This window comes from Rhodococcus sp. G6(2025) (assembly GCF_058628105.1).
Genome location: NZ_CP179750.1, coordinates 1,954,299 through 1,979,805, shown reverse-complemented (window position 1 = coordinate 1,979,805; position 25,507 = coordinate 1,954,299). Strand labels below are relative to the sequence as shown.

The window sequence follows — 25,507 nt, the reverse complement described above, 5'->3', positions numbered from 1 at the left end:
CCCCTACCGTGTCGGTAGATTGGCAACCGGCACCTCGAGTGCCTCGAGCACCTGTCGCCCCTCCCCCCCCTGTGGGCGCCAGGTTGGTGGCGGGGTCAACCCCCCCTGTACCCCGCCACCCAGCTCGGCAAATCTCTCCACGCAGCGGCTCTGCGTCCGCGGAACACACCCCTCGTTCGGAGTTCCGGACCACCCTGCGTGGAGTTCGGCGTTCGCTGCAGATTAGCTGCTGCGTGCCATGCTTCGATATCTAATCACACCGGCGACATATAAGCGACACGAGAGCAATACGAGCCGGACAGCGTGGCAACACTGGCATCGCACGCCACTTCCGTCACAGCGTCTCCGGTCACCGTCCGACTACCCTGTCGTGCGTGCCGAGACAATCCCCCCAGCAGCCGACGCGATGCGGCCGATGAGCGAATTCCACGGACACGGACACGGACATGGCCACGGCCACAGCGACGGACCGGCCCCGATGGGGCCCGTGGCCGCCAAGGTGGTCGTCGGACTCCTCGTCGCCATCGGCGTCGCGGTGCTCATCGGCGTCATCGCGTTGTGGCCCGGCAAGCCGGGCGTCGACGTCGAACAGCCCTTCCAAAGCGCCCAGGGCGGCGCGGTCGTCACGGAGTCGGGCACGGTCACGATGCAGAACATCGGCGACTGCGGAAGTCCGTCGGCCGGACGCGTCTTCACCGGCACCCCGCTGCCGCCGCCCGCGGGCGCGTACGAATGCCAGCGCAGCATCGTCGACATCGAGTCCGGTCCCAATACCGGCACCCAGACGCTCCTCGAAATCATTCCCGGCCCCGGGCAGCCCGACCTCCGGGTGGGCGAGAAAATCCGGCTGTCCCGTCAGACGGATGTGAACGGCACCACGGAGTATTCGTTCGAGGACTATGCCCGCGGCCTGCCCGTGACCCTCATTGCCCTCGCGTTCGCCGTCGTCGTGATCGCGGTCGCGCGGTGGCGCGGATTCCGGGCACTCGTCGGCATCGTCGTCTCGTTCGGCGTGCTCGTCCTGTTCACGCTCCCGGCCCTGTTGGACGGACAACCCGCGATCCCGGTGGCCCTCGTCTCCGGCGCCGTGATCCTGTATGCCGTGCTGTATCTCGCGCACGGTGTCTCCCTGCGAACGAGTTCGGCGTTGCTGGGCACTCTCGCGTCGATGCTGGTGGCGGCGATCCTCTCCTACGCCACCATCGAGATGACCCGTCTCACTGGGCTTTCCGAGGAGCAGAACACCAACGTCCAGACGTACATACAGCACGTCAGCATCACCGGACTCCTGCTGGCCGGCTTCATCATCGGCTCGCTGGGTGTGCTCAACGACGTCACCATCACGCAGGCGGCGTCGGCGTTCGAACTGGCGTCGCTGGACCGCGACGCGTCCCGGCGGCAGATCTTCGGTTCGGCGATGCGCGTGGGTCGCGATCACATCGCCAGCACCGTCTACACCCTCGTCCTCGCGTATGCCGGCGGGGCGTTGCCGTTGCTGTTGCTGTTCAGTGTGGCGGGGCGGTCGATCCAGGACGTGCTGCTCAGTGATGCCGTGGCCATCGAGATCGTGCGTTCGGCGGTCGGTGGCATCGCCCTGGCACTGTCGGTTCCGCTGACCACCGCGATCGCGGTGATGTTGGCACGTCCGATCGGCGCGGGTCCCTCCGACAGGGTGCCCGCGATCAAGCCGTCACGCGGTGGCCGCCATTCCAAGTAGCGCGGCGTCCGCTAGCTGAAGACGCCGAACTCCCGGAGGACGATGAAGATGATGGCGATGATCATCAGCGCGTAGACGGTCAGCATCGTCACTTTGGCCGCGTGCTCACTGGTGGGCGGGAACATCTTCAGGATCGGCTTGGAATACGCGACGAGCCGGCGCGTGTCTGCCGGCGAGGCCGCCGGGGACCTGGGAACGTTGGGAGTGCTGTGGAACTCCGCCGGATTTGCAGTCACTGCACACATCCTCTCTACGCCGGAACCATTCCCATCGTAGGCCCGGAGAACGGCGGCGACTACGTTCCGGGGAACCTGGGAAGTTCGGGTAGTTGGAGCGGCGGCAACTGGATCTGCGGCAGACCGGGGAACAACGGCACAGGCGGTGGGGGCGGCGGTGCGGGCGCCGGCTCGGGAATCCGGATCTGCGACGCCGTCTGGATCGGCGCTTCGACGGCCTCGGACGTCGGAGGCGTCGGGGGCGTCGTCGGCGACGGCGTGGCCACCTGGGTCATGACCGGCGATTCGGGGGTGAGTTGCGTGGTCACCGGCTGAGACGAGCCCTCGGTGCGGGCCAGCAGGTTCTTGCCGTACCCGAGCCCGAGACCGATCACCGCCACCACGGCGAGTGCGCTGCCCGCCAGCGCGGCCCCCCGGATCTGGGGCCTGGCCACCTGCTGACTCGGCGGCGGCGCGGCGGCGCTCAGCCAGGACGGAGTACTCGACGGCGCACCGGTGCGTGCGACGGTCGCGCTCGGAGCCTGGAAGGTGGATACGACTGCGTCCGGTGCGGACTGCAGCGTGTATGGCGGCGGGAGGACCCTGGCGACCTCGGCGGGTGGCTGCACCACCTGCTGGGCGAGCAGCGCAGCACCCTGTGCCGCAACGAGTTCGGGGTGATCGGGAACCACGACCGGCAACCCGAGCCACGACTGCAGCACCGACCGGACGAGCGGAATGCGGGCACCGCCGCCGATGAGCACCACGGCGTCGGCGGTTCGTCCCGACCTCGTGACGACGTCGCGGGCGAGGCGCGCCGAGGATTCGACGGTGACACCGATCAGCGCGTCGAAGACGTCGCGGGACAGCAACAGCAGCCCGCCGTCACCAGGCACCGCGACGGCGCCGCCGGTGGACAGCCGCTCCTTCGCCTCACGACAGCGGAGGTCGAGCGCGAGCCCGGCGGCCGCGTCGCCGGGCTCCTCGATCCGCTTGTTCTCCAACTGGTTGTCGCGGATCAGCCGGTCGAAGACGTCTCCGCTCACCGTGTCGGTGCGGACCGTCTCCACCACCTCACCCGTCGCCCGGTCGACGACACTCACGGTGAGCCCGGAGCTGCCCAGGTCGTAGAACACGAGCGTCGCATGGTCGCCGAGGGCGCCGGAGACGTCGAGGAACTTCAGCGCCGCCGAGGCTTCGGTGACGAGTTGGTAGTTGACGAGTTGCTGCCGGGCCATCGCCGCCTGGACGGCGCCTGCCTGCGCTTCGTCGCGGTAGGCGACCCCGGTGGCGCGGACCTGCCCGGCATCGGGTGCCCCGGCGAGGACGACGCCGATCGATTCGGCGGCGAGTTCCTCCGGCAGGTCCCGCCCTGCGGCGACGACCTGGGCCCGGAAATCGGGGACGAGCCGGCTCCCGGCGTCGTCACGGTTCACGGAGTCGGGTCGTGCCAAGCGCACCGCGCTCGCACCGACCGACACACCTAGAACCGAACTCATGGGCCGCCTAACTCGACTGTGCACGGGTTCGATCCGGAATCCCCCCACTCCATGGCCCGCAGTCTAGCGAAGCGGTCCGACGGAGCAACCGAGCAACCGTTCGGCGAGAGGCAACTCAGAAGTTGCTCGCGATGATCACTCCCGCGATACCGGTGCCCAGCGGCACGAACGTGCAGGGCGGCACGATCGCGTGTGCAGGATCGAGCGTGTTGAGGACCAGTTGCTGCGAGAACGGGTCGTAGGGCAGGTTGAAATGTCCGGTCTGATCGAGCGGGCACAGGTCCTGGACGAGGATGTTGGTTGCACCGGGATCGTGCAGCGCGACGTTGGTGTACGGCTGGATCACCTCGTCGTACCGCGTCCCGATCGTGGTGTATTCGACGCCGGGGACGGTGTCGCCGCCGGCGTTGAGCGCGGTGAGGAACGGCGATCCCTGCACCTGCTCGGCGAGGGCCTCCGAACCGATCCCCACTATCAACTCGTTGCCACCGGGCAGCGTCTGCAGTGCCGTCGCGATCCCGAAGAACGTTCCACCGTAGGACGGTGACGCGAGACCGACCCAGCGGTTCACCTTCGAGGACCCGCCGAGCCTGTTGATGTAGTACCGGGCCACCGTCGCGCCCTGCGAGTGCCCGACCAGGTCGACCTTTTCCGCACCGGTTACGGCCAGGACATCGTCGACGAACACCTCGAGTTCGGCCGCCCCCTCGGTCATCGTCTGCATCCCGAAGTGTTCGGTGCCCGGTTTCCGTCCGTAGTTCAGGGCGAACACGCAGTAGCCGGCGGACTTCAATTTCGGACTCAACCCGGCCCAGTTGGAATAGGCACTGCCGTCGCTCCCGTGTACGAGGATCACCGGGTGCGGGTGCGCGGGACCGGGGCGGCACGAGAAATCGTTGGTTCCCGGCGGCGCCGAATGCGGATGGTGCTTCGCGTACGAGATGGCCGCGCCGGCGTCGGATTGCGCCGGCCCCGGCAGGGTCGGTACTTCCGCCGCCTGAGCCGGGGCGACCCCGAGCGCACAGATACTGACAACGGCAGCGAGGAATGCGAGTCGGGATCCGTGACGTGCCTTCGACATCGCCAGCCCTCCGTTGCGATTGAGGCTGACGCTACCGCCCACGATGTTCCCGGGCGCGGAGATCGTCAACCCGTTATCGCAGGTCGCCGCAAGGTCACAAACCGTTATCCGAGCGCGCTATCCCCTCCCGAGACCTCGATAGACCCACCCTGCGGTGCGCCAGTCCGCGGCGTCGAGACAGTTGCGGCCGTCGACCATCACCCGGGCCCGGACCACGTCGTTCAGATCCTCCGGTTTCAGGGCCGCGAACTCCGCCCACTCGGTGAGCAGCAGCACCGCGTCGGCCTTGTCACATGCCTCGACCGCCGACGTCGCATAGTTCAGCGTCGGGAACAGTCTGCGTGAGTTGTCCAGGGCTTTCGGGTCGTAGACGCTGACCACCGCCCCGTGCAACTGCATCATTCCCGCGACGTTGAGTGCCGGCGAGTCGCGGACGTCGTCGGATTCGGGTTTGAAGGCCGCGCCGAGCACGGCGACGTTGGCGCCGAGCAGCGAACCTCCGCACACCTGCGCCGCTAACTCCACCATCCGGGTGCGGCGCCGCATGTTGATGCTGTCGACCTCCCGGAGGAAGTGCAGGGCCTGGTTCGCGCCCAGCTCACCCGCCCGCGCCATGAACGCGCGGATGTCCTTGGGCAGGCAGCCGCCGCCGAAGCCGAGACCGGCGTTGAGGAATCGCCGGCCGATCCGCGCGTCGTATCCCAGGGCGTCGGCAAGCTGGGTGACATCGGCCCCGGTGGCCTCGCACACCTCGGAGATGGCGTTGATGAACGAGATCTTGGTGGCGAGGAACGCGTTGGCCGAGACTTTCACCAGTTCCGCGGTGGCGAGGTCGGTGACCAGGAACGGAATGTCCTCACCGAGCAGGCGGGCATACAGTTCGCGCAACTCGGCCTCGGCGCGTCCGGGGCGCTGCCGGTCCACACCCAGCACCATCCGGTCGGGGTGCAGGGTGTCCTCGACGGCGAAGCCCTCCCGCAGGAATTCCGGATTCCACGCCACCTCCACGGCGTCACCCGCCGGTGCAAGCGCCCGGGCCCGCGCACCCAGGTCCGCCGCCGTCCCGACGGGAACGGTCGACTTGCCGACGATGACGGCGGGACGATCGAGCAGCGGGGCGAGGGTGTCGATCACCGAGTGCACGTGCCGCAGGTCCGCGGCGTACTCCCCCTTCTTCTGCGGGGTACCGACACCGAGAAAGTGGAGGTCCGCGAACTCGGCGGCCTCGCTGTACGACGTGGTGAAGTGCAGTCGGCCTGCGTCGATGTTCCGGCGCAGAACCTCCCCCAGCCCGGGCTCGTAGAACGGGACCTCCCCGGACGAGAGTTTCGCCACTTTTCCGGGATCGATGTCGACGCCCAGGACCTCATGGCCCAATTCCGCCATACAGGCGGCGTGGGTGGCTCCCAGGTATCCGGTTCCAAACACGGTGCAGCGCATGCACCCTTGATAACCAGCGCAGGTGAGCGCGATATTTACCCGACTGATGTTCGAAGCCAACAGTGCGTGTACGAACGGTGCGAGGCGAGACCCTATGCTTCGCCCATGCATGTTCTCTTCGTCTGCACCGGAAACGTCTGTCGCTCCCCAACGGCTGAGCGCCTCGCAGTGGCATACGCCGAGGAGCTCGGGATCACCGATCTGACTGCCGAAAGCGCAGGTACCCGCGCCGCGGTCGGACGCCCGATGGAACCGACGGCCGCGCAAGTCCTCGAGGGTCTCGGCGGTAATCCGAGCGATTTCACCGCGCGGATGCTCACCGCCGATCTGGCGGCGGACGCGGATCTGGTGTTGACGATGACCGAGCGTCAGCGCGAGAAGGTGCTGGCGCTGGCCCCGGAGCAGCTGAAGAAGACGTTCACCCTCCGGGAGGCGGCTCGGCTCACGGAGGCGGCGGATGCGAAGTCGGTGGCCGACCTGGCTGCGGCACGTCCCAAACACAAGGCCGACGAGACCCCGGAGGACGTTCCGGACCCGATGGGGCAGGACGAGGACACCTTCCTCACCATCGGATCCGAGATCGCCGATCTACTGGGTGTGGTCGCGCGGAGCGTCCGTCTCTGACCAGGATTCCTGGTCGTCGCGGTAGCGGCGGGTGCGTCGCGGTGTGGGAGGCACCGGTGCGCCCGCCTGCTGCTCGTTGCCGTAGTGGTCGGGACCGCCGTACCACTGCTGACCCTGGTCGCCCTGGTAGGCCGGGGCGCCCTGATAGGCGGGCACTTCCTGCGGATCTCCCCCGTTCGGACCGTACTGCTGCGACGGGTACTCGTCGCGAACGTACGAGGCCGGCTGCGGCTGCTGAGGTGCCTGATGCTGAGGGGGCTGCTGCTGCACGGCAGGCTGCACGACGGCGGCCTGCTGCATCTGCGGCAGAGACTTGTCGGTCTCGTAGTAGTACTTGTACTCGTAGACGCCCCGTCCGCGGCTCGGCGTCATCGTGATGATCGTTCCGAGGATGGTTGCCCCCACACTGTGCAGGTTGCCCACGGCCCGCGACAGCTGATCCCGCTTGGTCTCGGCGTGCCGCGCGATGACCAGCGCGCCGTCCGACATCGCGGTCAGCACGGTCGCGTCAGTGACCGGCAGCAGCGGTGACGCGTCGACGATCACGTAGTCGAAACGCCCCCGCAGATCGGCCAGCACCTGGCGGGCGGTCTCCGTTCCGAGGAGCTCACTCGGGTTCGGCGGGATCGGTCCGGATGCCAGCACCGTGAGACCCGAGTACTGCGTCGGCTGGAGCACGGCGTCGAGGTCGGCCTTGCCGGCGAGGACGCTGCTGAGACCGACGGAACCGACGACACCGAGGTACTTCGACACCCGCGGCTTGCGGAGGTCACCCTCGACCAGGCACACGTTCTGGCCGCCCTCCGCCAGCACGAGGGCGATGTTGATGGCGGTGGTGGTTTTGCCCTCGGTGGGCAGCGAACTGGTGACGACGATGACCCGCGGCGGGTTGTCGACCTCGAGGAATTGCAGGTTGGTCCGCAGCTCGCGGTAGGACTCGGCGCTCGACGAGTTGCCTTCGGCGAAGTTGATGGCCTGCTGCGTCTGCCGCTCCTTGTCGAACGGGATGGTGCCGATCAGTGCGGAACCGGCCAGCTCCTCGACGGTGCGCCGATCCTTGACCGTGTTGTCGAGGCGATCACGCAAGACGGCGAACGCGATACCGAGCAGGAGTCCGACAGCCGCACCCAGCGCGAGGTTGCGGAGCGTCTTGGGTGACACGGGAGTCGACGGGGTCTGCGCCTGCTGTTCGACGACGACGCGCGCCGCGGGGGCGCCGCCCTTCTCCGGGGTCTCGAGCTCCCTGGCCATGACGACGAACTCGTCGGACAGGGCGTTGGCGATGTCGCGGGCACGTTCCGGCGACGGATCCTGCACCTTGACGTCAATCAGCACCGTGTCGGGTGCCGAGCTGGCCTTCACCTGTGCGGCGAGCGCCGAGGCCGTGCCGCCGAGATCGAGCTTGTCGATGGTCCGCTGCGCGAGAGTCTCACCGGTGAGCAGTTTGGTGTAGGACGTCACTCGCTGCTGCGAGAACAGGTTGCCCTGGTACACCTCGTTCACCGACGATCCTGCCGACGTCGAGACGAACAACCGCGTCGACGCTTCGTAGATGGGAGTCGTCAGCAACGACGCCCCGAGCGCACCGAGGATCGCCACCACGGTGGTGATCGCGATGATTTTCCACCGTGACTGCAGAATTCGCAGGTAGTCCTGAATTTCCATTATCGAGTCTCTTCCAATTGCGTCACGCTCAGCGGCGCGATCGAGCTGTCATTCACATCGTCTTGACCCGACTGAATCGCTACATCGTAGTGATGAGGTCCACTGTCGGCGTCACGTGCATCACGGTCCGCCGTGGTCCCCCGATCTCCGAAGCAGTCGGCCGATCTCGGCGAGCGGTCCTGGGTCTGCCATCTCGGAGTGGGTGGTCTCGATGTGGTGCACGGTGACGACGCCGTCGGTGTACTCACGCCAGGCGTCCACGACATCCGGATGCCGGTTCAGGTCCCGGGCCGCCACGAACAGGTCGATGTCGCCGTCGAACACGCGGGGGCTGTGGGTCGACGCGATCATCTCGAGTCGCTCGATCACGGCGCGGATCTCGCACAGTCGCTCGACGCTCACGTACGCGCCGAACTGCGCGATCAACTCGTCCTCACTCAGGGTTTCCGGTTCGGGTGGCTGATGCTGCGGCAGAAGCGTGTCGAGGAGTGCCGGCGATGCCACCTCGTGGCCGGCTTCGCGGAGCTGGACGGCCATTTCGTGGGCGATGGTGCCGCCGAGCGACCAGCCCAGCAGATGGTAGGGGCCCTCCGGTTGGACGACGCGGATCGCGTCGACGTACCGCGCGGCCAGCTCCGGCAGCGTCTCGGGGAGGTTGGGCTTTCCGGTCGCCTGCAGTCCGAACAGCGGACGGTCGCCGACGTGATCCGCGAGACCGCTGAAGCACCAGGCCAATCCGCTGAGCGGGTGCACACAGAACAGGGGCGCTCCCGCGCCGGTGGAACGGAATTCCACGAGGGTGTCGAAGAAACTCTCGAGCCGTGCTCCGTCTTCGATCCGCGCGGCCAGTCGCTGCACTGTGGGGTCGGTGAAGATCCACTCGATGGGCACGTCGCGTTCCAGCCGGCGGCGCAGTTCGGTCGCCACCGAGGCGGCGCCCATCGACGTCCCGCCCAGGGTGAAGAAGGCTTCGTCGGCGGGGACGTCGGCGACGCCCAGCACCTCCGCGAAGACCGCCGCAACCGCCTCTTCGAGTTCGCCGGCGGGCAAAACTGATTCGGCCGGGACGGCCGTCGGCGCCGGAAGTGCGGCTCGGTCGAGTTTGCCGGACGGCAGCAGCGGCATCGCGTCCAGGACGGTCACCGAGGACGGCACCAGGTGCCGGGGTAGCCGGCCGCGCGCGAAGTCGATGACCGACCTGGGCGTCAGATCCTCGGCGCCCCCGACGTAGGACGCCAGAACGGTGTCCGTGGAGTTCGGCACCGCAATCGTTGTCGCGAATTCAACGCCGGGATGCCTGAGCAACACGGCATCGACCTCGGTGGGTTCTACCCGGATTCCGCGAATCTTCACCTGCGAGTCGCTGCGACCCAGGTACTCCAGCTCACCGTTCGGGTTACGCCGCACGATGTCGCCGGTGCGGTACAGCCGCTCCCCTGGTTTCCCGTAGGGATGCGCGACGAATTGTCCTGCTGTGAGGTCACTTCGACCCACATATCCACGCGCGATGCCGCTACCGGCCAGATACAGTTCGCCCGTCACCCCGTCGGGCACGGGATGAAGGCGCGAATCGAGGACGAACACGGCGTTACCGTCCAGGGGGCTCCCGATCGTGATCGGACGTCCGGGTTCGAGGGGGCCCGAAACGGACGCGTCGATGGTGAACTCGGTGGGGCCGTAGGCGTTGAACAGTCGGTGCCGCCGCGCCCAGCGATCGGCAAGTTCGGCCGGCAGTGCTTCTCCCCCGACGACGACGGTGGACGGCGGGAGGCTCTCCGGGTCGAGTGAGGCCAGCACGGTCGGTGTGGCGGTGACGTGAGTGATCTTCTGCGACAACAGGAAATCAGCCAACTCGTCGCCCGCATAGGTGAATGCGGGTGCTACCACGAGCGCACCGCCTGACGACGCCGCCCACAGCATCTCGAACACCGAAACATCGAAAGTCGGGGAGGTCAGCTGCAGAACCCGCACAGCCTTGCCATCCTGCGCGACCGAATCGAACGCAGGGGTGGCGAGCAGGGTCGTGAGTCCGCGGTGGGGAACGACGACCCCCTTGGGCCGGCCCGTCGACCCCGACGTGTAGATCACGTACGCGGGGTTGTCCACGTCGGGCGTCGTCGGATCCGCGTCACCCGAGGGCTGCTCGTCGAGCCGCAGCCAGTCGACGGATCGAGGCAGATCTCCGATGCCGTCGACCGTCAACCCGAGCACGGCGCCCGAGTCCTTCAGCATCCAGTCGAGCCGCTCCGCAGGATGAGTCGAATCCAGCGACATCCACGCCGCACCGGCCTTGGTCACCGACCACACCGCCACCATCCAGTGCCAGCCGCGGGGGGTCGCCACCGCGACGACGTCCTCCGGCCCGATATTGCGTGCCGCCAGCGCGCGAGCCCAGCGGTCCGACACCTCGTCGAGTTCGCGGTAGGTCCACTGCGTCTCACCGTCAGTCAGTGCGACGGCGGACGGGGTTGCGCGAACGCGGGTTTCGAGGATGTCGCCGAGCGTCCGCGGTGTGGCCACGCGCCGGGGCCCCTGCTCGAGTTGCGCGTGTTCGGCGTCGTCGAGGATTTCGAGGTCACCGACAGCTGCCGCAGGGTCGGTCAGGGCGGCCTCGAGGACCGCACCGAACCGGCGCAGGAGTGTCAGCGCCGTCCGCCGGTCGAATAGGTCGGTGGCGTAGTCGAGTCGCACCGTCATCGCCTCGGCGGCGTCGGTCACATCCCACACGAGGTCGAACTCCGTCGCCTCCACGTCGGGATGGTGCTCGTCCGTGCCGAGGAACAGCTGCGGGAAGTCCACTGCGCGCTGATACGTCAGCATCACCTGGAACAGCGGGTTGTACGCCGCGGACCGTTGCGGGGCGAGGTGCGCCACGACGTCGTCGAACGGGACGTCGGCGTGCGCGAGTGCGTCGAGGTCGACGGTGCGGACGTCCGCGAGAAACTCCTCGAACGATTGCGCCGGTGCGACCGCGGTGCGCAGTGCCACTGTGCCGACGAACATGCCCACCACGGCGTCGAGCGCCGGGTCCGGACGGCCGCCGACCGCGGTGCCCACCACCACGTCCGACTGTCCGCTCATGCGCGCCAGAAGGACCGCGAGGGCTGCGTGGAGCACCATGAACACGGTCGTTCCGCGGCTGCGTGCCACTGCGACGACACGATCCCGCAGGTCATCCTCGAACGTCCACTCCACACTCGCCCCGGTGCGGCTGGGGAGTTCCGGCCGGGGACGATCGGTCGGCAGCGCGAGCGGTGCCCCCACCCCGGACAGCACCTGCGACCAGTGCTCGAGCTGGGCGCGAGCCAGGCTGTCGGGATCGGAGGCCGCCCCGAGCAGTTGGCGCATCCAGATGGCGTAGTCGGCGTAGTCCACGGCCAGTGGCATCCAGTGCGGGGCCGTACCGTCGGCGCGGCACCGGTAGGCGGTATCGAGATCGGCGAGCAGCGGTCCCATCGAACCGCCGTCCAACGCGATGTGGTGAATTACGACAGCGAGGGCGTAGTCGCCGCTGCCGGTGCGCCACAGTTTCACCCGCACAGGGGCCTCGGTGGTGAGGTCGAACGGCCGAGCACTCCACGTGTCCACGGAGAAGTCCGCTTCCGCGGTGAGATCCTCGGACAGGGACTCGATGGGCATCACCTGCTGGTACGGACCTTCGGCGTCGGCGGGGAAGACGGTGCGCAACGCCGAATGCCGTTGCAGCACGTCCCGCATTGCCAGTCGGAGCGCGTCGACGTCGACGTCACTCCCGACCCGGGTGACGAAAACCATGTTGTGCAGGGCGGTATCGGGGGTCACCCGACTGAGCAGCCACATGCGTTGCTGCGCGGGAGCCAGCGGCACCCGCGCCCCGCTCGGGCGTGGAGCGAGCACCGGCCGCGGCGCTCCCGACGAGGGGGCTCCCAACCACCGAGCGAGCGACGAAGGGCTCGGGTTCTCGAACAACACGCGCACCGGGACGTCGACGCCGAACGTCGCAGACAGCCGGGCCGTCACCGCGGTCGCCGACAGCGAATCGCCGCCCGCTTCGAAGAAGTTGTGCCCGGCACCGATCCGAGTGGAGCCGAGAACGTCCGCGAACACGCCGGCCACCATCTCCTCGACCGCGGTGCGAGGGGGTGTCGCGATCCCGTCGTCGTCCCAGGCCTCCAGCGCTGCGACGTCGAGCTTGCCGTTGGCGGTGAGAGGCAACGTGTCCATCGTGACGATCCGAGGCGGCACCAGGTACGAGGGCAGGTGTGCAGTCAGCTGCTGTCGCAGAGCGCGGGAGTCGATGTGCGTTCCGGCGACGAAGGCGACGAGGTCGTGTCGCTGCACCGACACGGCGGCCTGCTCGACGCCGTGCAGTTCCAGCAACGCCGCCTCCACCTGCGCCGGTTCGATGCGCATGCCGCGCAGCTTGACCTGGCGGTCGACCCGCCCGATGAACGAGAGGGTGCCGTCGGCCCGTCGGTGCACCACGTCACCGGTCCGGTACATGCGGGTGCCGTCCGCCGCCGCGACGAACCGCTCCGCCGTCCGGTCGGGTGCACCGAGGTAGCCCTGGGCGAGTCCGGGTCCGGCGAGGTAGAGCTCACCGACACCGCCGACGGGGACGGGGCGCAACCTGGTGTCGAGCACGAACGCGGTGGTTCCGGGGATCGGCGCGCCGATCGTCACCGCACCGTGCGCGGAACCTGGGTCGATCTCGGTCAGCGTCGCGACCACCGTCGACTCGGTCGGACCGTAGGCGTTGAGCAGAAGCCGCCCGGCACTCCACGTCGCGGCCAATTCGGAGCTCAGAGTCTCGCCTCCGACACCCACGACGCGCACCGACTCGAGCCCGCGCGGGTCGAGCGTGGCGAGGACGGACGGCGTGGAAAGGTAGTGCGTGACACGCTGATCGACGAGGAGCCGATGCAACTCGGCACCCGCGAAGACATCGGCGGGCACCACCACCAGGCAGGCCCCCGACCCGAAGGCGAGCAGCATTTCCAGCAGCGCGGCGTCGAACGCCGGGTTGTAGCCGTGCAGTACACGGTCGTCGGGGCCCACCCGGTACCGCCGCACCACCTCGGCCGTGAGCGGCCCCAGCCCGCGGTGCGTGACCGCGACAGCCTTGGGTGTGCCCGTGGAGCCCGAGGTGTGGATCACGTACGCCACGTCCCGTGCGCACTTCTGGTAGCCCTGGCCACCGAAACCGCTCACGGGGCTGAACGCCGCACCGGTCTTGGCGATCGCCCAGAGTTCGACCACGAAGTCCGACGACCGCGGCAGGTCGATCGGAACGACGACGCCCGGTGCGACGCCGAGTGCTGCGAGCTCGCGCGCCCGTGCATCGGAATGCTCGTCCAGCTCGCGGTAGGTCAACGTGACGTCGCCGTCGGTGAGTGCAGCATTGTCGGGGTACGTGGCGGCGGTGGCCGTCAGGATCTCGGCCAGGGTGCGCTCACCTGCAGGTTGCGTACCGACGAGGGGCTCGGCTCCGGGCATCGCGAGGTCGCCGACCGCCACGCCGGGATCGGCGCAGATCGCCCCGAGTACCCGTCCGAGGTTGGTCACCACGGCCTGCACGGTCGCACGGTCGAATTGGTCGGCCGAGTACACCGCGGCACCGCGAATCCCCGCGGGGGCACCGTCATCGGATGTCTCGGTGAGCGTCAGGTGGAGGTCGAACTTCGCTGTTCCGGTGTCGTATTCCTCGGCCGTCACCGTCATGCCCGCGGCCTCGATAGTCGGGATCTGCAGGTTCTGCAATGCCAGCGCCACCTGCGGGGTCCGGCCGCCGAGCAGCCCCGCCACCACCTCGAACGGCACATCGGCGTGCTCGAATGCGTCGACGTCGAAGTCCCGAACCTGGGCGAGGAGCCCGGTGAACGGCATGTCGGGTTGGACCTGGGCCCGCAGCGCGAGGGTGTTCACGAACATGCCCACCAGGGAATCGAGCACTCGTTCCCCGCGCCCGGCAACGGCCGTGGCGACGACGACGTCGGGCCGGGCACCGTGCCTCGACAGCACCACGGACAGCGCCGCGTGCAGAACCATGAACGGTGTCGCGTGGTGCTGTGCGGCCAGGTGGTGCACGGCCTGCTGCACGCCCGCCGACACCTCGAAGTCGACGACACCGGCGCGCTGCGACGTGCTCGTCGGTCGATCCGACGGAAGTGGCGCCGCGCTGTCGACACCGTCCAGCGCTCGACGCCAGTGCTCGACCCTGCGCTGCCCGTAATCGCCGTCCAGCAACTCCCGCTCCCACACGGCGTAGTCGGCGTACTGCAGCGGCAGCGGATCACCCTGCGGGGCAATCCCGGAACAGTGCGCGGCGTAGGCGCTCAGCACATCGGAGACGAGCGGGGTCAGCGACCATCCGTCGGCGGCGATGTGATGGCTGTTCACGGCCAGCACGTGACACCGCGGGTGCAGGCGCAACAGTGCAACGCGGATGGGCCGGTCCCGGGTCAGGTCGAATCCGCGGGATGCGAACTGCCGCATGAATTCGGCGGGATCGTCCACGTCGACCGGATTCAGGTCGAGCGCGACGGGGTCGAGGATCTCCTGGTAGGGATGCCCGTCCACGGGGTACCGCGTCCGCAGCGTCTCGTGCCGCCGGATCACGTCCTCGAATGCCGCGGTCAGTGCGTCGACGTCGAGCGCGCCGTCCATCCGCACGGTGGCGGGCAGATTGTATGTCGGCGACTCGGAATCGGCGCGGTTCAGCACCCACATGCGGTACTGGCTGCGGGACAACGGAATGCGGTCCGGGCGGGGGCGTGCGACAAGGGCGGGGCGCAGGTCCGTTTCGGGAACCGCGTCGTCGAGCGCTTCGGCCAGTTCGGCAACGGTGGGGTGCGTGAACAGTGTTCGCAGCGGCACCACGTGACCCACGGAGTCGGTGAGCCGCGCCGTGAGCTGCGTGGCCAGGAGGGAGTTGCCTCCCGCGTCGAAAAAGTGCGTCCCACGGCCGATGTTCTCGCTGCCGAGGACGTCCGCAAACACTCGTGCCACCGCGCGTTCGGTGTCGGTGTTCGGCGGTTCGTTCTCGGCGACCGCGAGTTCCGGCATCGGCAGCGACCGCAGGTCGAGTTTGCCGTTCACGGTGGGCGGCGCGGCGTCGAGCACCACCACGGCGGTCGGCACCAGGTATGCCGGCAAGGATTCGGCGAGGCGACGTCGCAGATCGTGGGTGTCGATGTGGGCGTTCGGCAGCACGTAGGACACCAGCATCTCGGTGCCGGCGTCGGTGGTGCGCACGACGGTGCCGGCGAAGACGACGTCGGCGAGCCGGGCTATCACGCTGTCGATCTCCGCCGGCTCGATGCGCACTCCTCGCATCTTGATCTGGGAGTCGTTGCGGCCCAGGTACTCGAGCTCGTATCCTGCGGCGGTCTTCCGCCAGCGCACCAGGTCACCGGTGCGATACAGCCGTGCACCGTCTTCGGCCGCGACGAACCGCTCCGCCGTCAACCCCGGCTGGTCCGCATACCCGCGGGCCAGCCCGCTGCCCGCCAGATACAGCTCCCCGGACACGCCGGGAGGCACCGGACGCAGCCGGTCGTCGAATACCACCGCGGACACACCGTGCACGGGTGTGCCGATCGTGACCGGCTCCCCCACCACCAGCGGTCTGGTGCTGAGCGTGTACATGGTGGTCTCGGCGGGGCCGTACGCGTTGTACAGGCGACGGCCGTCCGCCCAGCGGTTCGCCAACTCGCTGCCGAGCCGCTCACCGCCCACCATCAGCATCTGCAGGTCGGGAAACTTCCGTTCGCCGAGGGTGGCGAGGATCGTCGGCGTCATGCACGCGTGCGTGATGCGGTCGCGTTCCATCAGGTCGGCGAGGGGCGGACCGGCGTATTCGGCCTCCGACGCGATCACCAGCGTGGCTCCCGACGCCCCGGCGACCAGGACCTCGAGCAGCGTCATGTCGAATCCGGCCGCGCCTCGGTGCAGCATCCGGGAGCCGGGTCCGGCCGCGTACCGCTCGCGCAGGTCGGCGTCGAGTGCGGCCAGACCGCCGTGCGTGACCACGACGCCCTTGGGTGTGCCCGTCGTTCCCGAGGTGTACACGACGTACGCCGCCTCGCACGTGAGCGGCAAGGCGTGGTCCGACACACTTTGCCACTCACGTGCGGTGTACGGGGTGCGCACGGGGTCGAAAAGCACTGGTGCCGCGCCGGTCTTCGCGATGGCCCAGAGTCGCACTACCGAGTCCACCGACCTCGACTCGGCCCACGGAACCAGACTTCCGGGTCCTGCACCATTCTCGGTGAGTTCGCGTGCGACGGCGTCGGAGCGAGCGTCCAGCTCGCGGTAGGTGAGTTCGACGCCCCCACCGGATACCGCGACAGCGTCCGGCGCGAGGGTGACGCCACGGGTCAGGATGGACCGCAGGGTCGACGGCTCCGGAGCACCGGGGCCGACAGCGGGCACCAGTGCGGCGCGTTCCGCGGCGTCGAACAGGTCGATATCCCCCACCGGCAGCTGAGCGTCCGCGCTGACGGCTTCGAGGAACCGCACCAGCCGCGAGGCGAATTGCTCGACCGACGCGTGGTCGTACAGGTCTGCGTCGTAACCGAAGTCGAGGTGCATACGCCCGCCGGGCCCGGATTCGGTGACGGTCAGTTGCAGATCGAAATTCGCCCTGTCCGCCACGTCACCGACGGGTGTCACCGTCAGCCCGGGCAGCGTGACCTGACCGATTCGGCTTCGCTGCATCGACAGCGCGACCTGGAACAGCGGGTGGTGGGACGTCGACCGCGCCGGGTTCAGCAGCTCGACCAGAGCCTCGAAGGGCATGTCGGCGTGCGTGTAGGCGGCGATGTCCCGTTCGTGGACGTGGGCGAGCAGCTCCGCGAAGGTGGCCGACGGGTCCACCGCGGTGCGCAGCACCAGGGTGCCGGCGAACATCCCGACCATGTCGTCGAGTTGCGGATCGGTGCGGCCGGCGACAGCGGTGCCGATCGGTACGTCACGGCTGCCGCTGTATCGCGAGAGGACGGCGGCAAGCGCGGCGTGCAGCACCATGAACGTGGTGGCCCGTCCGTTGCGGGCCAGCGTGTTCAGCGCGTCGTGCAGCTGTTCGTCGAGTTCGACGCCGACCGTGCCGGCGTGACCGGACGCCGCGGCGGGGCGCGGGTGGTCGGCGGGTAGGGTGACCTGCTCGGGCAGGTCCGCAAGGGTGTCGAGCCAGTACTGCTGCAGGGCGTCGGCAGACGCTTCGTCGAGGACGGCCCGTTGCCACACGCTGTAGTCGCTGTACTGCACCGGCAGTGGAAGCCACTCGGGGCTGCCGCCGTCGAGCCGCGCCTGGTACGCCGTCATCGTGTCGCGGATCAGCGGGGTCAGCGACCACGCGTCGGCGGCGATGTGATGCACCACGAGCGCGAGCACGTGCGATTCGGGCCCGACGCGGTACAGCCGCGACCGGATGGGTGCGTCGACGGACACGTCGAATCCGCTGTCGACGAACGCCCGAAGGTGTGCGTCGACTGCGTCCTCGGGCAGCGCGATCGGGGTCAGGTCCAGCGGGACGTCGCCCGCGTCGAGCACGACCTGGTGCACGCCGTCGGCATCGGAGGGGTACACGGTGCGCAGGGTGTGGTGCCGTTCGATCAGGTCGCGGGCTGCGGACGCCAGGGCGTGCACATCGAGATCCCCGTCGAGACGTACGACGAGCGGAAGGTTGTATCCCGATGCCCCGGTGTCGAATTGGTTGACGAACCACATCCGTTGCTGCGCCGGCGACAGCGGAATGCGACCGTCGCTCGACGTGGGCCGGAGCGGGGGACGTCGACGCTCGCCGCCGGATCGCTCCTCGATCCGGGAAGCCAATTCGGCGACGGTGGGCGCTTCGAACACGTCCTTCACCGTCACGTCGATGTCGAAGACGGCGCTCACCCGCGCGGAGACTCGGGTGGCGAGCAGCGAGTTGCCGCCGAGGTCGAAGAAGTTGTGCCGCGTCCCCAGCTCGGCGCCGCCGAGCACTTCGGCGAACACGTCGGCCACCACGTCTTCGATGGGAGTGTGGGTGCCCTGCGCGTCCTCGAGCAGGATGCCGGGATCGGGGAGGGCGTTGCGGTCGACCTTTCCGTTGACCGTCAACGGAATTGCCGGCACATGCACCAGAGCGCCGGGCACCATGTGGTCGGGCAGGACCGTCCGCAGGTGCTGGGTCAGGCTGGGCTGATCGGCGTCGGCCACCACGTATCCGACGAGCTGCTTTCCGACAGCCGTGTCGCGGAGGAGCACCACTGCCCGTTCGACGTCGGGATGCCGGAGTAGTGCGGCCTCGATCTCGCCGGGTTCGATCCGGTATCCGCGCAACTCGACCTGGGCGTCGGCGCGTCCCACATAGTCCAGGCGGCCGCCGCCGCGGTACCGAACCAGATCACCGGATCGGTACATCACGGTGCCGTCGACGATTGGGTTCGCGACGAACCGTTCCGCGGTCAGCCTGGGACGGTGCAGATATCCGGAGGAGACCTGGGCCCCCGCCACATACAGCTCCCCCACGCCGCCCGGCGGCACCGGGCGCAGCGCGGAATCGAGCACGTAGGTCAGCACACCCGGTAGCGCGCGGCCGATGGTCGCTGATGCATCGGGCTTCGAGGGGTCGAGCTCGGAGAGGGTGACGTGCACGGTCGTTTCCGTGATGCCGTACATGTTGATGGCACGCACTGCGGGATGCCGTTCGAGCCACGGCCACACGGGTGTCGGGTCGAGTGCTTCGCCGCCGAAGATCAGCAATCGCACGGCCAGATCCGCGTCGTCGTCGACCTCTGCCAGCTGACCGAACGCGGACGGCGTCTGGTTGAGGACGGTGACGCCCTCACGGACCAGCAAGTCCTGGAACTCACGGGGTGAACGGGCCATGAAGTGGTCGACGAGAACCAGTCGGCCACCGGTGGTGAGGGCGCCCCACATCTCCCAGACGGAGAAGTCGAAGGCAGGTGAGTGGAACATCGTCCACACGTCGTCCGGACCGAACCCGAACTCGTTCCGCGTATTCGCCAGCAACGACAGCACATTGGCGTGCGTCACCAGCACACCCTTCGGCCGGCCGGTCGACCCGGACGTGTAGATCACATATGCACTTCGTGCCCGTGAGTACTTATTAACCGCCAGTGGGTAAGAAGTACTCACGGGGGGCGCAGCCGCATCGGCGATCACCGCCACCGGCCTCGCGTCGTCCAGCAGGTACTGGATGCGCTCCGCCGGGTACTGCGGGTCGACGGGCAGGTAGACGGCTCCGGCGCGCACCACTCCAATGGTCGCGGCTATCAGATCCGGCGACTGCGCCAACGCGACGGCCACGATGTCGCCGGCGACGACGCCCGCCGCGCTCAACGACGTCGCGACCGCCGCTGAGCGTTCGTCCAGTTCGGCGTACGTCAGCGTCTCGTCTCCGAACGTGACTGCCACCGCGTCCGGGCGGCCGGCCACCTGCCTCAGGAACAACTCGTGCAGTGACGCGGCGTCGGGCTCCACCCCGGGGTTGCCGGCCGTCGCTTCGGCCCACTCGTCCGCAGTGAGCACGTCGACTGCGCCCACCGGGGCATCGCCTTCGACCGCTGCGAAGGCGCTCAGAAAGTCGACGAACCGCGACAACAGCCGCTCGAGTTCCTCTTCTTCGTAGCGGCCGGGGTTGGCTTCGAAGTCGACGCGCACGGTGCGACCGTCCACCGACGGGTACAGGTTGAGCGACAGGTCGTCGGCAACCCCCGTCGTCAGTACGTTGAACTCGCCCACGAGTTCGCCGAGCACGATCTCGCGGTGGAAATTCATGATGTTGACGGTCGGGCCGAACCCGTGGCGCGACGGTTGGACGCGGCCTTCCCACATGTCCTCGTGGCGGTACCGCTGACGACGCAACGCCCCGGTGAGTTCGAGTTGAACCTTCCGAACCAGTTCCTCCACGCTCTCGCCCGGATCGAGATGAACCCGGAGGGGCACGATGTTCGCCATCATTCCGGTCGAACGGCGCGCGGACGCAGTGGTTCGAGCCGAAACCGGAAGGCTCAGTACTACGTCGGTGGCGGCGGTCATTCGTCCCAGATATGCGGCGAACGCGGCCACGATCACGGGAACCTCGGAGGAGTTCCACGCGCGCGCCAGTGCCTCGATCCGGCTCGCGACGGCAGCATCCATGACACGGCTGGACACCCGAGGCGGCGACGTCGGTCGCGCGTGCCGATCCGTCAACCGGACAGGTTCGGGCAGTTCAGCGGTCCGCTCCGCCCAGTATTCGCGATCGCGGAGGTACCGGTCGGTGGTCCGGTACTCATTCTCCGCGTCGTGCAGCGCGCGCATGCTCATGGCCTTGGACTGCGGCGCCTCGGTGCCGCTGACGAGATGGGTGTAGAGCTCCGCTACACGGTTCATCAGCACCATGGCGCCGTATGCGTCCATCACCAGGTGGTGGGTGCGGGAGAACCAGTAGTAGTGGTCGTGGCCGAGGTGCAGCAGGGTGGCGGAGATCAACCGGTCGGCCATCAGGTCGAGTGGCCGACTGTATTCGTCCGTCATCCAGCGGTGCGCCTCGGCGACCGGATCCGCGTGATCCCGCAGATCCCGATAGACGAGGGCATCCTCGATGCTCTGATCGACCACCTGATGGGGCTCACCGGCCACATCGACGAGGCGGACCACAGCGGACTCCAACTCGCGACAACCGCGATCGGTAGCAGACACGAGAAGGTGGTAGTCGAGCCGTCCGCGTACCTCGACGAATTGGGCGATGTTGAAGGGCACGTCGGGGTCGAGTTGCTGAGCGAACCACAGCGCTTGTTGCGCACGCGAAAGCGGAAAGGGTCTCACTTCCGCCACCCCGCCCTCACACGGCCCTGACACACATTTGTCCCGCCACTCAGCCGTACCTCGAAAGTTATGAGGCAGCGCCTCGACGGGACTTACATCGTGGGCGCCTCGTGGTTCGTTACGTGGGCTAGACAATACTGGGCAAATCGCCCGCCCTCCACACGAAGGGCGGCGGTGAGCGATACGTCACGATAATCTCTCCACACCCTCAGACAGGAGCCGAGCAGCAATGGACGACAACGTCACGGGCCCGTCGGGTTTCGGCACGTCAGGCCCGGACAATCGCGGCTCGGACGACCGAGCTCGGGCGGCGGACAGCGACCCGGTTCGACGTGTCCGTAAACGCCGGACACACCAACCCCAGGTGCGGTCGCATCGCTTGCGGCGCCGCGTGATCATCGGGGGCTCGGTGGCCGTGGTGGTCGTCGTCGCCTTCGGCGCGTGGTTGGGCTTCACCGCCCGCGAAGCGCAGGCGAACCTCGAGGAAGCCCGCAGTCACGCGCAGCTCGCCAAGGACGCCCTGCTGGACGGCAACACCGCGGACGCCCAGCGGTCAGCGGCCGACGCCGACAAGTACGCGTCGCGGGCCTACGAGAACACGCACTCGATCCCGTGGAGCATCACCGCCGCCGTCCCGGTTCTCGGTAGCCCGCTAGCAACTTCTCAGCAGATCTCCGAGGTCGTGCGGGGGCTCACACACGACGTCTTGACTCCTGCCGTGGACGCCGGAAGCACCCTTGCCCCGGATCAGCTGATCCAGAGCGGTGGCCGCGTCAACGTGCAGTCGCTGCGCAGTGCCGTCCCCGTCCTCGATCAGACATCCGTTGCCGCCCAATCACTGTCGGATCAGGCACAAACCATCGACGAGGCCACCTACCTCGACGTGGTGAACGAGGCGCGCACGGCGTTGCAGGATCAGACGGCCGAGCTGTCGAATCTGCTGAGCAACACTGCGATCGCCGCGAAGGTGGTGCCGGCGATGCTCGGTGGGGACGGGCCGCGGAACTATTTCCTCGGATTCCAGACGAACGCCGAGGCGCGTGGAACCGGCGGCCTGTTGGGTGGATTCGGCATCGTTCGCGCCAACGACGGCGGCGCCAAGGTTGACACGCTCGCCTCGAACTCGGAGTTGTCACTGGCCAAGCAACCGCTCGATCTCGGTCCCGAGTTCGAGGCTCGCTACGGCGCCAGCCGGCCCACCACCGACTTCCGGAACAGCAACCTCAGCTCGCACTTCCCGTATGCCGCACAGATCTGGAAGTCGCTGTGGGCGCAGGAGTCCGGCGAACAGGTGGACGGAGTCGTCGCGACCGATCCTGTCGCACTCAGCTATGTTCTCGGTGCCATCGGCCCGGTCACGATGCCGGACGGCGAGGTGATCACCAAGGACAACGTTGTGGAGCTCACCGAATCGACCGCGTACGTGCGATTCGCCGATGACAACAAGGCCCGCAAGCAGTACTTGCAGACTGTCGCAGCACGAGTGGTCGACAAGATGACCGGCAAGATCTCGTCCCCGCAGGCCCTGCTCGACGCGCTGGGCAAGGCCGCCGGCGAGGGTCGCATCGCGGTGTGGAGCGCAGACCCCGTCCTCCAACAGGTGCTTTCGACTACCAAGGTCGGCAATATCGTTCCGGACGATGCGGCGCCATATGCGGGGGTCGTGGTGAACAACCAGGGCGGAAACAAGCTCGACTACTACCTGTCGCGTGAGATCGAGTACGCGGCCGACACTTGTGTCGACGACACCCGATCGTCGACCGTCACCGTGCGCCTGACCAACAACACACCTGCCGACGAGTTCCCCGACTACGTTGCGGGGTTGTTCGAGAACGTCGGCAATGTCGCGAAGGGCACGAACGCCGTCGACCTGTCGTTGCTCGCCACCCGAGGGGCGACACTCGGGAAGGTGACCGTCAACGGCGCTCAGCAGTTCGTCTTCACCGGCACCGAACTCGGTCACCCCGTCTTCAACGTCCGAGCGATGATTCCGCGCGGCAAGACGACCGAGGTGAAGTTCGAGCTCACCGAGCCCACCGCCCCTGGCGAGGCCCGGGTTCCGGTGCAGCCGTTGGTCGATTCGCCGAACGTCACGGTCGACGTGCCGAATTGCGGTAGCTGATCGTTTCGGATACCGCCGCTACTGCGGGTCCGCGTCGGGCGGCGGTATCCGAACGATGTTCTCCGTCTCGACGGACTGCACACCGGGCACGGATTCGAGCACGGCGCATTCCTCTTCTCCGACTGCGCCGGAGATGATTCCGATGGTGTCGTGCACCTGATCGACACGCATTCCGCGGAGTCGCAGCGCCGCGCCGACCGCTTCGATGTTGTCGAGGTGGTCGGCGTCGACGGTGACGGTGATCCCGATCATGCCGGTGCCTGAATCAATCCCGATCCGACGTCGAGGGACGGCAGCATGAGCCTCCGGGCCTTCTGGGTGAGGACGGCCCACAGTTCGGTTCCGGTGCGTCCGGTTGCCTCACACCACAGCGCGGCGATGCCCGCGACGTGTGGGGCGGCCATGCTCGTCCCGCTCTTCGCGCCGTACCGCGTGGGCACGGGAACGGTCGAGAATACGCCTACCCCGGGCCCCGCCACGTCGATCTGCCCGCCGATGACGGGGTTGCTGCGGGCCGAGAAGTTGCCCAGTGCGAGCGTCGAGTCGAGCGCTGCGACAGCCATGATCGACGGACTGTTCGCCGGTGGACCGACGAACCCCATGTTCCCTGCCGCACGGTTGGCGTTGTTGCCCGCCGCCGCGACGATCAGCGACCCCGACGCCAGTGCCCGGCTGCCCACGGTCTCGTACGCAACGGACACCGCCTCGACGTTCGCCCCTAGGGACATCGAGATCACCTGGCAACCGTTCACGATCGCCCATTCGATACCGGCGAGAATGCTGCGGTCGGCTCCGCGTCCCTGATCGGACAACACCTTGCCGACGTAGATGTCCGCCTTGTGGGCGACTCCGTAGCGGCGGGTGCCGCTCGGGGTCTTGGGGCCGCACGCGGTTCCGACGCAGTGCGTGCCGTGACTGTGCCCGTCCTGCGGGCCGGCGCCCGGCACGAACGACTGGGCCGTGATGGCACGGTCTTCGAAATCCGGATGCGTCAGGTCGAGGCCGGTGTCGAGGACGGCAACTTTGACACCGAACCCACCGCACGCCGAGGCGGTGACATTCGTTGCCTGCAGTCCCCACGTGAGCTCGGAGGTGTCGCTGAAGCTCGCCGCATCGGCCTGCACGCGAGGATCGGTGCCGATCGAGAGGGCATAGTGCATCAGCTCGGGCTCGACGGAGAGCACGGGGCCGTCGGTGGCCGCGGCCGCCTGCAGTGCCGCCAGTTGGGCGGGATCGACGGTGACCACCGCAATCCCCAGTTCGTCGAACACGACGGCGTCGGATGCCTGAGTCTCGGACAGGTCTACCGCGCTGGATTCGAATTCGGTGCTGCGTGCGACGTTCGACAGCCCTGCAACGGTGCGCAGTGTCTGCCCAGCGTCCGTTCGGTTGCCGCCTTCGGTGAACACGACGACGTGGCTGCCTGTGACTTCAGGCTCGGAGGGGGCAGCGAGTGTGTTGTCGCCGTCGTTGTCGCCGTATGAATTTCCGTGTGATATCACGATGTAGTCCTTGGCTGCGATGTGTGAGTTTCGAGTGACGTGCTGCGCCGGGGTGGCGCTTGTCGGACGTCCTCCACGGTCCGGCACGTGGTCCCGAATTCCGCGAGTGGCTCGTTACCCGAATTTCTCGCGGGCCGAGCTGTCGGGGTGAGTAGTTCGGTTCACGCGACCGCAGACATTGCGTGATACCAGTCGACGACGACGGACCTCACGCCGATCGACGCGATCATCGTCAGGATCGGACCGTCCAGGCACAGCTGGCTATCGATGTGCCGAGCATCGGAGCACCCGCAGATGCTCGGTGCGGTCCGAAACCCGATCAGGATCTCCGGAGAAGATTCGAATCGACTGCCCTCGATGAGGAGTGCTTCCTCGTCGACCACGCGGACCGCGACGTCGTGTCGGTCGGCCACGTCGCCGACGATCAGTGCAAGGTAGTCGACGTCGTCGTCGCGGGTGGCGATCAGTCGCGCCGTTCCGGTTCCCATCGGCACGACTTCGTCCAACACCAGGACAGCGGACTCGACTTCACGGAGTTCGACTCGTCTCGCCGTCCAACTGAAGAAGGGCTCCGGCCGCGCGGTCATGACATGCTCCTGTAGTTCGACGCAACAACTTTCCGCGATACCCATTCAGCGTGGCCCGGATGTCGGCTAATCTCGCGAGTAGCGTCCTACCCGATCCTGCGAGACACGCCTCCGGCCGATCTCAAAACCGAACTCGCGCCCGTGTCTCGCAGCTCAACCCATCGAAGTCTCTGGAGTACTGCGGCCTAAAGCGACTCCTAGGTTGTATTGCACTGTTTCGCTGGAGAACTCGCGATCAATACTCGTCTCAGTACTGT

At 67.7% G+C, this 25,507-nt stretch carries 12 protein-coding genes; 3 read left to right on the top strand and 9 right to left on the bottom strand.

The features are described 5' to 3' along the window. The first annotated feature begins 415 nt into the window (after window positions 1-415). Window positions 416-1,717 (top strand): YibE/F family protein, encoded by a 1,302-nt coding sequence (locus ACLIVD_RS08980; RefSeq protein ID WP_491932318.1) that lies wholly within the window; start codon window positions 416-418, stop codon window positions 1,715-1,717. An 11-nt stretch (window positions 1,718-1,728) separates the two neighbouring features. Here ACLIVD_RS08980 and ACLIVD_RS08975 read toward each other — a convergent pair whose 3' ends face one another. From ACLIVD_RS08975 to ACLIVD_RS08960, 4 genes are all read right to left on the bottom strand, one after another. Then, window positions 1,729-1,962, bottom strand: a complete 234-nt coding sequence (locus ACLIVD_RS08975) for a hypothetical protein (RefSeq protein ID WP_491932317.1) — start codon at window positions 1,960-1,962, stop codon at window positions 1,729-1,731. A gap of 50 nt (window positions 1,963-2,012) precedes the next feature. Beyond that, window positions 2,013-3,431 carry a DUF7159 family protein gene (locus tag ACLIVD_RS08970; protein ID WP_491932316.1) on the bottom strand — a complete coding sequence of 473 codons (1,419 nt, stop codon included), beginning with the start codon at window positions 3,429-3,431 and terminating at the stop codon, window positions 2,013-2,015. Window positions 3,432-3,546: 115 nt separating this feature from the next. Next, window positions 3,547-4,512, bottom strand: a complete 966-nt coding sequence (locus tag ACLIVD_RS08965; protein ID WP_283333472.1) for an esterase/lipase family protein — start codon at window positions 4,510-4,512, stop codon at window positions 3,547-3,549. 117 nt (window positions 4,513-4,629) lie between these two features. Next, on the bottom strand, window positions 4,630-5,952 hold the full coding sequence (locus tag ACLIVD_RS08960) for a UDP-glucose dehydrogenase family protein (protein WP_491932314.1): 1,323 nt from the start codon (window positions 5,950-5,952) through the stop codon (window positions 4,630-4,632). Between the two features lie 105 nt (window positions 5,953-6,057). Between ACLIVD_RS08960 and ACLIVD_RS08955 the strand changes: the two genes are divergently transcribed. Then, window positions 6,058-6,576, top strand: coding sequence for an arsenate reductase/protein-tyrosine-phosphatase family protein (locus ACLIVD_RS08955; RefSeq protein ID WP_491932313.1), 519 nt, complete (start codon window positions 6,058-6,060; stop codon window positions 6,574-6,576). Here the strand turns inward: ACLIVD_RS08955 and ACLIVD_RS08950 are convergent. Then, complete coding sequence (locus tag ACLIVD_RS08950) at window positions 6,541-8,241, bottom strand: tyrosine-protein kinase domain-containing protein (protein WP_283351773.1); 1,701 nt, start codon at window positions 8,239-8,241, stop codon at window positions 6,541-6,543. The genes ACLIVD_RS08955 and ACLIVD_RS08950 overlap by 36 nt on opposite strands. A 120-nt stretch (window positions 8,242-8,361) precedes the next feature. After that, complete coding sequence (locus ACLIVD_RS08945) at window positions 8,362-21,039, bottom strand: non-ribosomal peptide synthetase (protein WP_491932312.1); 12,678 nt, start codon at window positions 21,037-21,039, stop codon at window positions 8,362-8,364. A 229-nt stretch (window positions 21,040-21,268) separates the two neighbouring features. Between ACLIVD_RS08945 and ACLIVD_RS08940 the strand changes: the two genes are divergently transcribed. After that, entirely contained in the window at window positions 21,269-23,161 is a 1,893-nt protein-coding gene (locus ACLIVD_RS08940) for a DUF4012 domain-containing protein (RefSeq protein WP_491932311.1), read from the top strand. A gap of 18 nt (window positions 23,162-23,179) precedes the next feature. Here the strand turns inward: ACLIVD_RS08940 and ACLIVD_RS08935 are convergent, their stop codons facing one another. The 3 genes from ACLIVD_RS08935 to ACLIVD_RS08925 all read right to left on the bottom strand — a co-directional run bounded on the left by ACLIVD_RS08935 (window position 23,180) and on the right by ACLIVD_RS08925 (window position 25,250). Further along, window positions 23,180-23,413 (bottom strand): hypothetical protein, encoded by a 234-nt coding sequence (locus tag ACLIVD_RS08935; RefSeq protein ID WP_061042698.1) that lies wholly within the window; start codon window positions 23,411-23,413, stop codon window positions 23,180-23,182. Beyond that, window positions 23,410-24,663: a S8 family serine peptidase gene (locus tag ACLIVD_RS08930; protein WP_491932310.1), complete on the bottom strand. Its 1,254-nt coding sequence runs from the start codon at window positions 24,661-24,663 to the stop codon at window positions 23,410-23,412. The genes ACLIVD_RS08935 and ACLIVD_RS08930 overlap by 4 nt, the downstream gene beginning before the upstream one ends. A 161-nt stretch (window positions 24,664-24,824) precedes the next feature. Next, on the bottom strand, window positions 24,825-25,250 hold the full coding sequence (locus ACLIVD_RS08925) for a hypothetical protein (protein ID WP_210460870.1): 426 nt from the start codon (window positions 25,248-25,250) through the stop codon (window positions 24,825-24,827). Window positions 25,251-25,507 lie beyond the last annotated feature (257 nt).